The 16,123-nt window shown below is 43.3% G+C and carries 10 protein-coding genes; 7 read left to right on the top strand and 3 right to left on the bottom strand.

The annotated features are described in order from the left end of the window. Positions 1 to 123: 123 nt before the first annotated feature. A complete protein-coding gene (locus AC3E9V_RS10980) occupies positions 124 to 1,533 on the bottom strand; it encodes a TlpA family protein disulfide reductase (RefSeq protein ID WP_488753240.1) in 1,410 nt (469 codons plus the stop codon). Positions 1,534 to 1,673: 140 nt separating this feature from the next. Here AC3E9V_RS10980 and AC3E9V_RS10975 point away from each other — a divergent pair, with 140 nt between their 5' ends. The 4 genes from AC3E9V_RS10975 (at position 1,674) to AC3E9V_RS10960 (ending at position 6,383) form a co-directional block, all read left to right on the top strand. Continuing rightward, positions 1,674 to 2,315, top strand: a complete 642-nt coding sequence (locus tag AC3E9V_RS10975; protein WP_488753239.1) for an SDR family oxidoreductase — start codon at positions 1,674 to 1,676, stop codon at positions 2,313 to 2,315. 234 nt (positions 2,316 to 2,549) lie between these two features. Next, positions 2,550 to 5,726, top strand: a complete 3,177-nt coding sequence (locus AC3E9V_RS10970) for a WD40/YVTN/BNR-like repeat-containing protein (RefSeq protein ID WP_488753238.1) — start codon at positions 2,550 to 2,552, stop codon at positions 5,724 to 5,726. 66 nt (positions 5,727 to 5,792) lie between these two features. After that, entirely contained in the window at positions 5,793 to 6,002 is a 210-nt protein-coding gene (locus AC3E9V_RS10965) for a DUF2191 domain-containing protein (protein WP_488753237.1), read from the top strand. Positions 6,003 to 6,005: 3 nt separating this feature from the next. Beyond that, positions 6,006 to 6,383 carry a PIN domain-containing protein gene (locus tag AC3E9V_RS10960; RefSeq protein ID WP_488753236.1) on the top strand — a complete coding sequence of 126 codons (378 nt, stop codon included), beginning with the start codon at positions 6,006 to 6,008 and terminating at the stop codon, positions 6,381 to 6,383. Between the two features lie 20 nt (positions 6,384 to 6,403). Here the strand turns inward: AC3E9V_RS10960 and AC3E9V_RS10955 are convergent, their stop codons facing one another. Beyond that, the gene (locus tag AC3E9V_RS10955; protein ID WP_488753235.1) at positions 6,404 to 9,169 is read right to left on the bottom strand and encodes a phosphoenolpyruvate carboxylase; all 2,766 of its coding nucleotides are present in this window, start codon (positions 9,167 to 9,169) and stop codon (positions 6,404 to 6,406) included. 276 nt (positions 9,170 to 9,445) lie between these two features. Between AC3E9V_RS10955 and AC3E9V_RS10950 the strand changes: the two genes are divergently transcribed. Next, entirely contained in the window at positions 9,446 to 10,270 is an 825-nt protein-coding gene (locus tag AC3E9V_RS10950; RefSeq protein WP_488753234.1) for a prohibitin family protein, read from the top strand. Between the two features lie 95 nt (positions 10,271 to 10,365). Then, entirely contained in the window at positions 10,366 to 11,652 is a 1,287-nt protein-coding gene (locus tag AC3E9V_RS10945; RefSeq protein WP_488753233.1) for a citrate synthase, read from the top strand. 155 nt (positions 11,653 to 11,807) lie between these two features. Here AC3E9V_RS10945 and AC3E9V_RS10940 read toward each other — a convergent pair whose 3' ends face one another. After that, entirely contained in the window at positions 11,808 to 12,341 is a 534-nt protein-coding gene (locus AC3E9V_RS10940; RefSeq protein WP_488753232.1) for a hypothetical protein, read from the bottom strand. A gap of 241 nt (positions 12,342 to 12,582) precedes the next feature. Here AC3E9V_RS10940 and smc point away from each other — a divergent pair, with 241 nt between their 5' ends. Then, the gene (smc, locus tag AC3E9V_RS10935) at positions 12,583 to 16,107 is read left to right on the top strand and encodes a chromosome segregation protein SMC (protein WP_488753231.1); all 3,525 of its coding nucleotides are present in this window, start codon (positions 12,583 to 12,585) and stop codon (positions 16,105 to 16,107) included. Positions 16,108 to 16,123: the final 16 nt, after the last annotated feature.

Genomic DNA, 16,123 nt, shown 5'->3' with positions numbered 1-16,123 from the left:
TGGCCTTGAATTACCAGGGCTTAGCCTTTAAAGTGATCCTTCTATTCTTCACCTATAAGAGAAACTAACTTTGACTTTAGTGGAAAAAGCCAACCTGCCTTTTGCGCAGGTTGGGCTAAAGTACTATACGTTCTCATTCAAAAGATCCTCAATCTGATCCCCAATATCTCCGGAAGGTCGAGCTGCATTCGGATCAATGATATTTCCATTACGGTCGATGAGTATAAACCGGGGGATTCCGGTTATCATGTAATCCTCCACAATGGAAGAACCCCAGGCATCCGGTGCAAAAAGGTGAACACCACCCAGCTCTTTGTCTGCGACCATCTTTTTCCAGGGTTCAGGAGAGTTATCTATGCTAACAGCAATAAAAGTCACGTCCTCTCCTTCAAAACGTTCCTGTAATTTCTCCATAGACGGATGCTCTCTGATGCATGGTCCGCACCATGTAGCCCATACGTCAACGTACACAAGCTTCCCTTTAAAATCAGCAAGGGTTATGGTATCGCCATCAATACTGGCGTAACGGAATCCCGGAGCAGAATTCCCGGGAGAAAGCTTTTCCCACTTCGTAGCTTTCTCATCCATTTTAACCAGTTGATCAGGTTTCGGATTCAGCTCATCTTTCCAGTAAGAGAGCATTACACTTCTTATGCTGTCTTCCAGGTAAGTAAAGCTTTGATAGACCATATCATAGAGTATATCTCTTTGTACGGGTTTAGCTGATGCAATTTCTTTAAGGGCTCCTAGCTGCAAAGCATAGTATATACCTGGGGTCTTCTTTTCCTCTTCTGATAAAACTTGATATTTTTCTGAGGTAGCTTGTTGCACCAAACTCCTTATATAAGAAAGAAAATACCTGTTATCCAAAAGGGTTGTATCATTCACATCAATGGATTCTTTAAATGAATAGTAATCTTCCGAAACTTCAAATGAGTCTAATCCGGCATAATGTTGATGGGCTGAAGGATAACTCAGTTTAACATTCGAATCATAAAGCATCATATTGATTTTAGAATTCTCGATAAAAGCTTCATCCTCTATCTTAAAAGAATCCATAATCCCAACCTTAACGGTGTATATTGAATCCAATGTATTGAGAAATTCCTCTTCTCCCAGCATCATCATGTCTCTATAGTTAGGCAATGAGTCATTCAACAAAACCAAAGCAGCTTTATAGTTATTGATCTCAGCGGCATCACCCTCAAATGTCAGCGTTTCATCAAATGCCTCTGTATCCAGAGTAAAGGAAAGATTATCACCTGGCCGCAGATAGATTCTTCCATACTCACCACCATGACTAAATGTGATTTCTGTGGCTTTTTCTATATCAAAAGTAGCAGTAAAATTCCCCGCTGAGTCGAGGGTATCCTCTACCGTTTGTTCCTCATCGTAACTAAAAGTGATCATTTCTCCTTTCGGATTTAGTACCTGTCCGGTGACAGTTGTGACAGCCTTTTGATCTTCATCCGGGGTACAGGCAAAGAACAAAAGCATTAGGAGTCCTAAAATTGATTTTTGAGTGTTTTTCATGAGCAAAATTTTATTTACAGATACCGGAAGATAATAGAATATTCTCTTAAATGAAATTTTAAAACCCAATTACCTATTGAATCCTAAATAGAAAAAACGATCCGTTGGCTATTTAGTATTATAGATAAACATAAAAATCAATGAAAGTACTAGTCATCGGCGCAAACGGAAAGATCGGGAAAAAAGTCACCTATAAATTAAAGAAAAGTAAACACGAGCCAATAGCTATGGTTCGAAAAAAAGACCAGATAGCCGAGTTTCAAAATAAAGGAATAAAAACGGTAGAAGCGGATTTAGAAAAGGATTTTGAACATGTCTTTAATGGAGTAAACGGAGTGATCTTCACTGCTGGATCAGGTGCGCATACCGGAAAAGATAAAACACACCTTGTAGACAGGATCGGCGCAAAAAAAGCAATAGACCTGGCTGTAAAACACAAGGTGGATCATTTTGTAATGGTAAGTGCTTTTGGTTCTGATCTTTCTCCTGATCAGTGGCCGGAATCTATGAAACACTACTACGAGGCAAAAGCAGATGCAGATAAGCACCTGATGCAGACCAACCTGGATTTTACAATCCTGAAACCCGGAAGACCAACGAATGAACCCGGCACAAATAATGTGCAGCTTGCCGATGAAACACAAGACCGGGGTGGTACAATCCCCCGAGCGGATGTAGCTACCGTAGTTGAAAAGATCCTGGACAGACCAAATACATTCAGAAGATCACTGGAATTACTCAGTGGAAGTACCCCAATTAAAGATGCAGTCGCCCAGGTATGAACATTACGACAAAACTCTCTTAAAAGACCAACCAGGGCGATGGACTGTGCACATCCGAGCCCCTGTAGGAGTTGTCTCCAACAGGCTGATGAGTTTAGCTTGATAGCATTGCATTCCCACCAAACCGGTGGGGTTTTTTATTGCATTTTTATAAAGCTTATTGACCAGTCAAGTAAAACTCAAACAATACTGCGGGTATTTTATTTTAGGTTTATGTAAATAACCTAACTGAATATGAAACGATACCTGATTGCACTAATCACTGTCATCCCATGCATGCTTTTTGCCCAAAAGATGGACATGGATCTTTTAAAAGGCATGAAACCCCGCAGTATTGGCCCAGCTGGCATGGCCGGACGCGTTACGACCATTGATGTGGTCAACTCCGAGCCTGACATCATCTATGTGGGGACCGCTTCCGGAGGAATCTGGAAATCCGAAAACGGAGGTATCTCGTGGGAAACGATCTTTGATGAGCAAACTACAGCATCCATTGGGGCCATAGCCATTCAGCAGTCCAACCCTTCTGTGATTTGGGTGGGAACCGGCGAGGGCAACCCCAGAAACTCTCTTAACGGAGGAGATGGTATTTATCGTAGCCTTGATGCCGGAAAGACCTGGAAGAAAATGGGACTGGAGAAAACCAGGCACATCCATAAAGTCATTGTTCATCCCAGTGATCCTAACACCGTATATGTAGCAGCTATTGGTTCCCCCTGGGGCATCCATCCCGAACGAGGTGTATACCGGACCACAGACGGGGGTAAAACCTGGAAGAAAATTTTATACAATAACGAAAAGACCGGTGCGGCAGACCTGGTCATGGATCCTACAAACCCAAATAAGCTAATAGCAGCTATGTGGGAGCATTATCGACAGCCTTGGTTTTTTACCTCAGGAGGTGAAGGCTCCGGATTGTACATCACCCACGATGGCGGTGATACCTGGGAAAAGCGCACTGAAGATGATGGCTTACCCAAAGGAGAGCTTGGTCGTATCGGACTGGCTATCGCACCCGGTGATCCGGATATTGTTTATGCCCTGATAGAATCCAGGAAAAATGCGCTCTATAAATCTACTGATGGAGGCTTTAAGTGGGAGATGATTAATGACAAGTCTGAAATAGGCAACCGTCCATTTTATTATAGTGACATTTTCGTAGATCCTGCGAATGAAAACAGGGTCTACTCAGTGTTTACTTATGTAAATGTAAGTAATGATGGGGGCAGGTCATTTGAAGAGCTGATGCCGGCTTACGGTACCACCAGAGGAGTGCACCCTGACCATCACGCCTGGTGGATACACCCAAATGACCCTGATTATATCATTGAAGGTAATGATGGCGGATTGAACATTTCAAGAGACCGAGGCAAAACCTGGCGCTTCGTACAAAACATTCCTGTTGCCCAGTTCTATCACATAGCAGTAGACAATGAGCTACCCTACAATGTTTATGGAGGTATGCAGGACAATGGCTCCTGGGCTGGCCCGGCTTACGTATGGAAGTCTCAGGGCATTCGAAATAGCTATTGGCAGGAAATTTCGTTTGGTGACGGATTTGATGTGGTTCCGGACCCGGACAATAGTCGTTACGGGTATTCCATGTCACAGGAAGGGTTTGTTGCCCGCTATGATCGGGTAACAGGCTACAACGAGTATGTTCGTCCTACAGCACCAGAGCTGGATACCAAACTTCGTTTCAACTGGAATTCAGCCATAGCTCAGGATCCATTTGATAACAATACCATTTACTTTGGAAGCCAGTTTGTGCATAAGAGTACCGATAAAGGACAAACCTGGACCATCATTTCACCCGACCTGACCACCAATGATAAAGAAAAGCAAAAGCAGGATGAAAGTGGCGGACTTACTATGGATGCTACCGGGGCAGAAAACTACTGTACCATTCTGACAATCACTCCCAGCCTTTTGGAAAAAAATGTGATCTGGGCCACTACAGATGACGGGAACATCCAGCTGACTATGGATGGAGGAAAAACCTGGAGCAATGTGGCCAAAAACATCAAAGATCTTCCTGAAAATACCTGGATACCACAGTTGAGGGTATCAAACAAAAACAAAGGTGAAGTACTGGTGATCATAAACAACTACCGCAATTTCGATTACACTCCATACGCTTACAGAACCAGAAACTATGGTAAATCCTGGGAACGCATCGTAGATCAAAATGATGTGGTAAGCTATACCCTGTCCATTATCCAGGATCCGGTAGAACCAAAACTCATGTTTCTGGGCACAGATGATGGCCTTTATCTATCTATAGACGAGGCTTCGACCTGGACAAAATGGACAAATGATTTTCCCACGGTAAATGTAATGGACCTGGCTATTCATTCCAGAGAACACGACCTGATCATCGGTACGTTTGGAAGGGCTGCCTGGGTACTGGACGATATCAAACCCCTCCGGACTATGGCTTCCCAGGGAAAAAACGTGTTGGATAAAACTTTACAGGTTTTTGACCCTCCTACCGCCTACCTGGCCGCTAATCAGCAACCTACCGGATCACGTTTTGGAGCAGATGCTATGTTTAATGGTGAAAACCGAAGTGATAATGCGAGAGTCACTTACGTAATTAATAAGCCGGAAAAGGAAGAAGAAAAGGAAAGTGACGAAGAAGATAAAGATGAGGAAGAAGAAAGCAAGATCTCCTTTGACTCCCTGAAATTGGAGGTTTACAATCAAAAAGGTCAGCTGATAAGAACACTCACGGAAAAAGCTCCTGACGAAAATGGTATCAATAAAATGGAATGGCGACTGGACGAACGAGGTGTCAACAATCTCACCAGGAGAGAATTGGATCCAAAGAGAGAACCGGGCGGAGTAACCGTTCTCCCTGGTACTTACAAACTCAAACTGATTTTTGGAGACCAGGTAAGTGAAACGTCTATTGATGTAAAAGCAGACCCACGACTATCACTTACGGAAAGAGACATGCAAGCCAAATATGATAGCTTAAAAGCACTGGAATCTGATAAGGAGTTTGCACTTTTTCGGGTAGAAAACATCAAAAAAAGCCTTGGGACTATTGATGAGCTGATCAAACGAATGAAAGATAAAAATGAAAATGGTTTTAAGGAAGAGATAAAATTATCCAAAGCTACCAAAGACACATTAAACAGCCTTTTGGATATCTACCTGGGAAAAGAAGATGATCGCCAGGGTATCACGGCTGATCAGCCCAGCACAGTCGAAAGCTACTATGGCAATGCTGAGTTCTATTTGTCCAATGCCCTTCATGCCCCTACCCGCACAGAGGTCGCTTTGATGAATAAATTCCGCTCAGCAATGAAGGAAGCAAATGAAAAAGTAGATGCTTATTTTGAAGTAGAATGGCCTGCTTACAGAGAAAAAATGGAGGCATTAGACCTTAGCCCATTTAAAAATTAAACTTTTACTTTGGAGTTATCGCATACATTGTCATATTTTATACGATAATGCATACGATAACTAACCATGAAAGTCACAGCAATTATTTCAGACGACCTGATCGAAGAGATCAAAAAGGAAACAGGAGGCCGAAATATTACGGACAGCCTTACCATTGCCCTAAAAGAGTACCTCCGAAATAAAAAACTGAATTACGTCCTGGAAGAAACAGACAGGGAACCTTTTGTCTTTGAAGACGGCTTTCACTTCATACAGTATCCGCAAAACCAATCGTGACCGATGATTTTAGTGGATACCTCAGTATGGATCTCTTTTCTGAAAAGAGATGATGAGGATTTAGTGGATATGCTAAAACCCTACCTGAAAAGAAACGAGATTTTTACTGTCAGTGCGGTCTTCGGTGAGCTTCTTCAGGGTGTTAAAAATAAACGGGAGCTCGATGTTTTAGAAATACTCTGGGAAAGTTTACCTAAACTCCCCGAGCAGGATTTATTTCTGAAAGCAGGCAAACTCTATCAAAAACATAAATTTTATGCTCACGGCATAGGATTGATTGATTGCTATATTTTAGCAGCAGCCATTGGAAATAACCTGGCACTCTGGACCCTGGATAAAAAATTAGGGGATGCAGCAGATAAATTAGTCACATCCCCTTAATTTTTTAAGGTCAAATCATATTATCCGGTATTTCTCATAGCAGATGCAATACCATTGATGGTCAGCATAAGCTCCGTCTGGGTTTCTTCTGCCTTCGTATCTTTTTTGCCTTTTTCTTCTCTCCACTGACGCAGTAGTTTTACCTGGCGTTTGTGTAGATGCACCATGAGAGAAGCCCGCAACTTATTGGAATAATAGTGATTTTTACGTCGCTTCTCTATGCCTTCTTCCAGAAGATCCATCAGCATTTCCCGGGTTAGCTCTAATTCATTGAGGAACATACCCAAAAACTTCTCTTTCACCTTTTCATCCTGAACCAGAGAAGCATACTCCGTCATGATCTCCTCATCAGTAGCAGCAAGGCTGGTATCCACATTTGTAAGTACATAGCGAATAAATGGATCAAACTTTACAGCCTTCTTAAACTCTGCATAAGATTTTGAATCCTCTTTTCGCAGGTTATCCAGCGCAGAGCCAATACCATACCAACTGGTCATGTTGTAACGTGACTGGCTCCAGGAAAATACCCATGGAATGGCACGCAGATCATCCAAAGTGTTGGCCCCGGTTCGTTTAGCAGGTCTCGATCCAATCTTACTTGATTCGATCGCATCAATCGGGGTAGCCTCCCGGAAATAAGGTATAAACCCTTCCTCATGCATAAGTTTTTCATAAAAAGACTTACTTTCGGTTGCAAGCCTTTCCAGTATGTTTGCCAGAGGGTGGGCTTTACGCTCTGTAAATTGACTCAAAATAGATTTGGCAGCCGTAGATGCTGTCAGCAATTCTATATTATACTCAGCATTGACTTTATTCGCATATTTCTGCGCGATAGTTTCTCCTTGCTCAGTCAGTCTGAGATCTCCACCTATACTCGAGTGCGGAAGAGAGTTGATGAAATAATGCGTAGGGCCGGCACCGCGACTTATAGATCCCCCTTTACCATGGAAAAATCTGATTTTCACATCAAAAGAGTTTCCAGTCTCATACAACCTGGACTGAGCTTTGTAGAGATGCCATTGACTGGCCATAATTCCTCCATCCTTGTTACTATCGCTGTATCCCACCATGATCTGCTGTATTGGCTTAGGCGTACCTTCCAGTTCCTGAATGTACTTTAAACTTCTTTCAGTAAAAGGATGAGACAAAAACCCACGCATAATCTCCGGGCCATTCTCCAGGTCTTCAATGGTTTCCAAAAGGGGCACAACCGGCAATTGAGAAACCAGCCCCTCATCAGTCTGAATTGTTAATCCCGCTTCCCGGGCCAGCAGGTAAACAACCAACAGGTCGGATACTGAACGGGTCATGCTTACGATCAGCGATCCGATAGACCCAGTTCCATATTTGCTCACATGAGCCTCCAACACTCTGTAACAGTTAACCACTGCTTCTGCATTAGGACCCAGCTTAATTTTTTGATGAGTAAAAGGCCTGTTAGACTTGAGCTCATTGTTGATAAACTCAAGGCGTTTTTCTTCGCTCCATTCAGGGAAATTAGTATCCTCAAAACCGGCTGCTTCCAAAAGCTGCTGAATAGCCTTATCGTGGAAGGCACTGTTTTGCCTCACATCCAAACGCGCAAGGTGAAAGCCGAAAGTTTCAACGGTTCGGATAGCTATATGGATATCATCATAGGCAATCGTCTTTGACCCGTAGGAAAGCATCGTTTTTTGTAAAAGTTTCAGGTCTTCCAATAGCTCCTTAGACTGAAGGTAACATCCCGGGTCCTCCATGATCTCTGTGGCATGGCCTCTCTTGGTATCTACGGGCAGCTTCGTGATCATCAGGTTTACAAACTGGCGAAAAGCCTCTCCTCTGTTTCTGGAAAATGCTTCATCTCCACGTCCCCCGAGCTCCTCCTTCATTTCAAGCAGACGATCTTTAAAAGACTTATCCAGCTCCTCAATGTCGGCTGTAAAGCTCAAGTGCCTCACCAGGTCAGTAAGTCGGCGTCTCACTACCACAATAGAATTGAGCCTTAGTGTCTTCAGGGTCTCTTCTGTCACCTTATCTGTCACTAGCGGATGACCATCCCGGTCGCCACCTACCCAGTCACCAAACGAAAGTTTGGGCCATGCCCCCAACTCATAAAGTGTCTGAGGATCAAAGCCCTGATCCTCCCATGCCTGGACCATCCTACGATCATGAACCGGCACCACCTCCGGAAAAACATTGATGAGGTAATGCATGATATTCCGAAGCTCTGACGGCACATCGGGCTTTTCAACAAAGATCTCCCCTGTTTTCCATAACCTGAAAAGCGCCTGCTTTATATTATGTCTGATATTGGACAGCTCTTTCCTGGTATACATCTGATTCTCACGCATGACAAGGAGCAGGTATAGCTCTCTGTGGTGCTCCAGAACAGTAGCCCGCTTGGCTTCAGTCGGATGGGCTGTCAGAACAGGCTCCACGCGAATGTCCTTTAGACGGATAGCAATATCACGCTCATCTATTTTCTGCTCTTTAAGTTTCTTAAAATTATTCGCCCATAAGCCATTTACAGAGGCAAGATCCTCGTCTTCCAAAGCACGGCGATTCTGTACAGCCCCGTTAACTTCTACCATGTTCACCAGTTGAAATACCAAAGAATACAGCTGAATGTGCTTTTCTGTCAGCTCCCGGTAAGCCAGATCAGGCAGTTCGTTGATCCATGGGATCTGTTCAGCCATTTCTTCTTCCCCATTTTGAATCAGAATCTCTTTCAGTGCCTCAAGCAAATATTCCAGATCTTCATAGGGCTTTCCTAACGTGTCTTTGAGCAGCTTTAGAGTTGATTTCATGCGTCTAGTTTGCGTTTTTAGTTTAGTCGATCAAAAGGATTCAAAAAACAACTTTTTGGGTAAATCAGCCAGGTAAATTCAGGGGTATTTTTGGTTTTATTTACCTATTCTGATTTAATTGCAATTTACAATATATAAAGCTGCAAATTAATAGATTGTTTTCACTAAACGATAAAAATTATTGAATATTTAACAATAAACCGAATGAACTTCGGAATTTGACTTAAATATGGATCTGGTTGTTAACTTTGTGTTCACCAAAACCCAAACAACAAAATGGATAATCGAAAATATTTACCAATAATCATTATCACAGCTGTGATTGTAATCGTCTTTCTGGCATTATCAAGCAGCATCATTTACCGAGTAAGCTCTGGTGAACGAGCGGTCATTTTCAACTCTATAACCGGGGTTTTAGACAAAGACAACATTGTAGGACCTGGCTTTCATTTGAAGGTACCATGGAGTGATGCATACATCTATGATGTCACTGAAAACCAAATTGAGGAAACCATGGATGTCCTGGATAAGAATGGCCTGAACATCAATGTAGATATTACCGTAAGGTTCCACCCTATGTACGACAGTATCGGAGAGATCTACCAAACTTTCAGAATGGATTATATACGAAGACTTGTAATCCCTGAAGTAAGATCTACCGTCCGTCAGGTCATGGGTCGATATACCGCTGAAGAGATATACTCTACGAAACGTCCGGAAGTAGAAGGTGCTATAAAAACGGAAACGGACGACATCCTTGGAGCACCTGGAAACAATATTGAAATGCGAGCCCTGCTGATCAGGTCTATTAAGCTGCCGGAGCAGATCAGGCTGGCTATTGAAAACAAGTTAGAGCAAGAGCAGGAAGCCCTGGCTTATCGGTTCCGTCTGGACAAAGAAAAAAGTGAAGCTGAGCGAAAGCGGATCGCTGCAGAAGGTGAAGCCCAGGCCAACAAAATTATAAACAGCAGCTTAACGGATGAGCTCCTGAAAATGAGGGGGATTGAGGCAACACAGGAACTTGCTAATTCTCCAAATACAAAAACTATAGTAATTGGTAGTGGAAAAGACGGTTTACCGCTAATTTTGGGTGGAAACTAAAAAAACCAAAATCCACAACACCGGTTAGTAAATAGATCACAAGAATTTTAAACCATTTTTTTATATCAATATCCACAAAATAAAAACTCAAACAGATGTCGAATTCAGCTGAAATAAAAGTAGATGGTAAATCATATGAATTACCGCTCATCGAAGGTACAGAAAAAGAAAAAGCGATAGATATTGGTAAACTCAGAAGCGAATCAGGCCTGATCACCCTGGATTTTGGCTTTAAAAATACTGGGTCTACCAAAAGCGCAATTACTTTTTTAGATGGGGAAAAAGGCATCTTAAGGTATCGTGGATATCCTATTGAACAATTGGCAGACCAGTCTTCATTTTTAGAGGTTTCATACCTGCTAATCTATGGAGAACTTCCTTCTGCTTCCGATCTTGCTTCTTTTCAGGATGAGGTCACACACCATACACTTATCCATGAGGATTTTCATAAAATCCTTGAAGGCTTTCCATCCGCTGCTCACCCAATGGGCGTACTTTCCTCTTTGGTAACGGCGATGACTGCCTTTTATCCGAAAAGTCTGGATCCAAACCGATCCTGGGAAGAGGTACGACTAAGCATTATCCGGATCCTTGCTAAAATGCCAACACTGGCAGCCTTTGCTTATAAAAATAAGATCGGACACCCGCTTGTTTACCCAAGCAACAAGCTGGACTACTGCACTAACTTCCTGCATATGATGTTTGGGCTGCCTAGTCAGGAATATGAGGTAAACCAGACGGTATCCAATGCGCTGGATAAGCTACTTATACTTCATGCCGATCATGAGCAAAACTGTTCTGCATCTACCGTACGGATCGTGGGATCATCACAGGCGAGTCTTTACGCATCCATCAGTGCCGGGATCAATGCACTTTGGGGACCGCTTCACGGAGGTGCCAACCAGGCTGTAATCGAGATGCTGGAAGGCATCAAAGCGGATGGTGGTGACACTAAAAAGTGGATGGAAAAAGCCAAGGATAAAAACGATCCGTTCCGTCTGATGGGCTTTGGGCACAGAGTCTATAAAAACTTTGACCCAAGGGCTAAGATCATTAAGAAGGCAGCTGATGAGGTACTGGCCGAGCTTGGCGTAAAAGACCCTGTTTTGGATATAGCAAAAGGTCTGGAAGAAGTTGCACTAAGTGATGAATACTTTGTGGAAAGAAAGCTCTATCCAAACGTAGATTTCTATTCCGGTATAATCTACCGTGCGCTGGATATACCTACAGAGATGTTTACTGTAATGTTTGCTCTCGGACGACTGCCTGGCTGGATAGCGCAGTGGAAAGAAATGCGTGAAAACAAAGAACCAATTGGTCGTCCCCGTCAGGTTTACGTAGGGAGAAATGAACGAGATTATGTGGCTTTAAATAAGCGCTAAAATGAAATCATTCTCAATAAAAAAGAGGCCGTCTCAAAAGCATTTTGAACGGCCTCTAGTTTTTTGTAGAAGAGAATTTTCTCAGGTAGGTACCCGAATACGTTTACCCTTTTGAGACACCCTCTTTTTTATTTATCACAAATTAATAATTTCCTCTAATACTTTCGGTTTAGGATCTCACTGAGCACTATCGCCTTCCTGGCATCCTCAGGGTTGCTGAGAGCGCTCCTGATTTCAGCAGCAAAAGAAGCTTCTCTCTCTTCCGCTTTTCGCTTGAGCTTAGACGTAAAATGATCATCTCTTTCAAATTCAATCTTAGCTCCCTCTGCCCTGGCAATGGATTCTTCATAAACCCGCCTGCTCTCTTCATCAGAAAAACGTCGTGTTTTACCTTCTTCTATGGGTTCCGCCTGCTCCATTTCATCGAACTCTTCCACAGTCTGATATTCTACCTCCTGCTCTTTCTTCTCCTCAAATTGATGGTCACGCTCATGGCTCAATGCTTTCTTGCCCTCTGTAAACTCCTTCAGTAGCTCGTCAAAGGATACAGGTTTTCGCTGTGGTCGCTCCTGATCGGGCGAAGAAGCAGGCCTGTTTTTAGGCTTTTGAGGGTCTTTCTTTTTTAATCCTCTGGATATCAAATAAATAGCCGCAAAAAGTAGGTATAACCAAAATTGAATGTCGTCCATATAACATGTAAAATAATAAAATTACCTCCAATTCCGCAATCTGACAGAATTTGGTTTTCGGCTATCGAAAAGAAATTTTTGCTCCATCAGAGGTTAAAACCAGTAACGAAATAATCAGAGGAGACCAAAAATCCTAACCGATTGATTTTTTCATCAACTAAGCCCTAAAATAACTATTGCTTAATAAGGGATTAGTTCTAAATTTGTTAGCTTCATTCAAGCTTAAAGTCAGGCTCACTTCATGCAGTTAACACGTCTAGAAATTAAGGGGTTTAAGAGTTTTGCTGATAAAGTTACCATAAATTTCGACGAGGGAATTACGGGTATCGTAGGCCCCAATGGTTGCGGCAAATCCAACGTTGTGGATTCTATTCGATGGGTGCTAGGTGAGCAGAAAAGCCGGGTGCTTCGGTCCGATAAGATGGAAAATGTCATCTTTAATGGAACCCGCACCAGAAAACCCACGCAGCTTGCTGAAGTCTCGCTGACTTTTAACAATACCAAGAACCTCATCCCCACGGAGTATTCTCAGGTGACTATTACTCGCCGGTATTTCAGGTCCGGAGATAGCGAATACCTGCTAAACGGCGTCCCCTGCCGCCTGAAGGATATTACCAACCTTTTTCTGGATACAGGGATCGCTTCAAATACTTACGCCATCATAGAACTGAAAATGGTGGATGATCTCCTTAATGACAAGGACAATTCGCGAAGGAGCTTATTCGAGGAGGCCGCTGGTATCTCCAAGTTTAAAATTCGAAAGAAAGAAACCCTACGTAAGCTTAATGATACAGATGCAGACCTGGACCGTGTTGAGGATCTTTTGTTTGAAATAGACAAAAACCTGAAGTCACTGGAGCGTCAGGCCAAGCAGGCAAAAAAATACTACGAGATCAAAGAGGAGTACAAGCAGTACAGCATTGCACTCGCCAAAAAGTCGATCGAAAATCAGCAGGAAACGTACGAAAATATCAACAAAGAGATCACGCAGCAAACCGATAAGAAAAATGCGCTGAATGCTCAGCTCTCTGAGAAAGAAGCTAGCATCGAAAAGACCAAAACAGATCTGATCTCAAAGGAAAAGCTCCTTTCTTCCAGGCAAAAGACACTAAATGAGCATGTAGCCAGGATCCGAAACTATGAAAGTGAGAAAAAAATCAAAAGTGAACGCCAGCGTTTCCTTCAGGACCGTATCGAAAAGCTACAGGAGCAAATAACTCAGGATAAGCAAAGCAACGAAAGGGCGGCTTTTTCGCTGAAAAGCCTGGATAAAGAGCGAGACAGTGCGCAGGAGATGCTTTCTGAAATGAGCAAACGACTGGAGAAGCTTCAGGAAGAATACGACAACCAAAAAGCCAAGAATCAGCAGTCACAGGAAGTGCTGGACGAATACAACCGACAATACAGCGCAAAACGAGAAGAAGCCTACCAGGTCAATAAAGAGCTGGAGATCAAGGAAGTGCAGATCAAATCCCTTCAGAATGAATTGCACAAGTCTCGTGAAGATTCTACGCAGCAGAGCGAAACGCTAAAGGACTTTGAAGCAAAGCTGGAAGAAACAGCCCGGGAACGGGAACAAAAACAGGAAGCTTTTCAAAAGCTGAAATCAAAAGAGGCCGACCTGAAAGAAAAGATTGAAACCTATCAGAATCGCATAGACATCATTCGCGAAGAGCTCACCCACATCAACCGTCAGCTGGACTCAAAGCAAAATGAGTATAACCTTACCAAATCACTGGTAGACAGTCTGGAGGGTTTTCCTGAAGCGATCAAGTTTTTGAAAAAGAGTGATCAGTGGAAAAACGCTCCACTCCTTTCAGATGTAATCGCCTGTCCGGAAGAATACCGCATCGCCATTGAAAACTTCCTGGAGCCTTACATGAACTACTATGTAGTCAACACTCAGGAGGACGCCCTGAAAGCAGTAAACCTGCTAAGCGACGCCTCAAGAGGCCGGGCTCACTTCTTCATCCTGGAGAAGCTGGAGGACTATAAGCCCAAGTCAACCCATATCTTCGAAAATGCCACGCCGGCTACTGAGGTAGTAGAGTACGATGACAAGTACAAAAAGCTAATTGCTCATTTGCTGGATAATGCCTATATCTATGAGCATGAGCTTCCTGCTGAAAAAAGTGAAGAGGTCGTTTTTATAGATAAGAGCGGAAAGATCACTCATCGCAGGTTCAATATCTCCGGGGGTTCTGTCGGCTTGTTTGAGGGTAAGCGAATCGGTCGGGCAAAAAACCTGGAAAAGCTTGCCCAAAAGATCAAGGAGCTGACCAAAAAGCAGGAAAAGGCTACCGCAAACCTGCATGAAAACCAGAGCGAGATCGAGAAGCTGAAAGCCGCTGCTCAACCTTCCGAGCTGGAAGAGCTACAGGCTGAGATCAATCACATCAATGAGACTTACGTTTCGGTTCAGACAAAACAGGAACAGTTTAGCAACCTGCTAAACTCCAACGAAACCAAGCGTGAAGATATTGAAGAGCGCATAGAGCAGTTGACTAAAGAGCTGGAAGAGCTCCGGCCGCAAAACAATGAAGCTGCCAGCCTCCTCAGTGAGCTTGAGATGCAGGTAACCAATCAGCGCGAGGAAATGAATGAGCTCAACGAGCTTCTTTCTAAGAAATCCACTGCATTCAATGAAGAAAATGTGCTCTATCATCGTCAGCAAAACAAGCTGAATAGCATAAAGCAGGAAATCAGCTATAAGCAGGAGGCTCAGGAAAGCAGTGCAGAGCGAATAGAAAAGAACAATGAAGAGCTTCATAAAACCAGCAAGGATCTAAGTGAGCTGGTGAAAAAGTCAGAAGAAAGCGATGAAGACCTCATTGCCATGTACGATGAGAAAGACTCTATAGAATCCGGAGTAAATGAAGCTGAGAAAGAATACTATCAGGTTCGCGGAAAAATAGATGAAGATGAGAAGGCCCTCCGGGAAATACAGCGGATGCGAGAAGCTGCAGATCAGATACTCATGGAGTGGCAAAACAAGCTCAATGAAACAAAGATGCAGCTCAACAGCATCAAAGACCGACTCACTGTAGAGTTTAACCTGGACCTGAACCAGGTGGAGATCTTTGACAATGCCGAACTCCTGGAAAAAACTCAGGAAGAGCTGCGAGAGAAGGTAGACAAGTTCAAAAACAGGCTCGATAACATGGGACCTATCAACCCCATGGCTATGGAAGCCTACGAGGAGATCAAAGAGCGGCACGACTTTATTTCCGGACAAAAAGAAGACCTTCTTCAGGCAAAGGAATCACTTTTAACGACCATTAGCGAAATAGATGAAGTAGCACGGGAAACCTTTCTGGATGCCTTTAATAAAATCCGGGAAAATTTTATAAAAGTATTTCGAACGTTATTTACCGAAGAAGATGACTGTGAGCTTAAGCTTACCGACCCTGACAGCCCACTGGATTCTTCCATTGAGATCATGGCCAAGCCAAAAGGTAAGCGACCGCTGACCATCAACCAGCTGTCCGGAGGAGAAAAAACCTTAACTGCCACTTCCCTCCTGTTTGCTATTTACCTGCTGAAGCCGGCACCTTTTTGTATCTTCGATGAAGTAGATGCACCTCTGGATGATGCTAATATTGATAAGTTCAATCAGATCATCCGGGAGTTTTCCAAAGACTCACAGTTTATCATTGTGACACATAATAAGCGCACTATGGCCAGTACAGATGTGATCTACGGAATTACGATGATCGAACAGGGCGTTTCGCGAGTGGTGCCCGTCGATCTGCGAGAGCTTGCATAACGCAATCAGGTGAATT

It is taken from the genome of Marinoscillum sp. HNIBRBA16962 (genome assembly GCF_057801515.1).
This window is presented reverse-complemented; position numbering and strand designations above follow the sequence as displayed.

What these genes read in the sequence shown, in the direction of transcription:
- AC3E9V_RS10980 (WP_488753240.1), bottom strand. Translation starts at nt 1,533, where the DNA reads ATGAAAAACACTCAAAAATCAATTTTAGGACTCCTAATGCTTTTGTTC.
- AC3E9V_RS10975 (WP_488753239.1), top strand. Translation starts at nt 1,674, where the DNA reads ATGAAAGTACTAGTCATCGGCGCAAACGGAAAGATCGGGAAAAAAGTC.
- AC3E9V_RS10970 (WP_488753238.1), top strand. Translation starts at nt 2,550, where the DNA reads ATGAAACGATACCTGATTGCACTAATCACTGTCATCCCATGCATGCTT.
- AC3E9V_RS10965 (WP_488753237.1), top strand. Translation starts at nt 5,793, where the DNA reads ATGAAAGTCACAGCAATTATTTCAGACGACCTGATCGAAGAGATCAAA.
- AC3E9V_RS10960 (WP_488753236.1), top strand. Translation starts at nt 6,006, where the DNA reads ATGATTTTAGTGGATACCTCAGTATGGATCTCTTTTCTGAAAAGAGAT.
- AC3E9V_RS10955 (WP_488753235.1), bottom strand. Translation starts at nt 9,169, where the DNA reads ATGAAATCAACTCTAAAGCTGCTCAAAGACACGTTAGGAAAGCCCTAT.
- AC3E9V_RS10950 (WP_488753234.1), top strand. Translation starts at nt 9,446, where the DNA reads ATGGATAATCGAAAATATTTACCAATAATCATTATCACAGCTGTGATT.
- AC3E9V_RS10945 (WP_488753233.1), top strand. Translation starts at nt 10,366, where the DNA reads ATGTCGAATTCAGCTGAAATAAAAGTAGATGGTAAATCATATGAATTA.
- AC3E9V_RS10940 (WP_488753232.1), bottom strand. Translation starts at nt 12,341, where the DNA reads ATGGACGACATTCAATTTTGGTTATACCTACTTTTTGCGGCTATTTAT.
- smc (WP_488753231.1), top strand. Translation starts at nt 12,583, where the DNA reads ATGCAGTTAACACGTCTAGAAATTAAGGGGTTTAAGAGTTTTGCTGAT.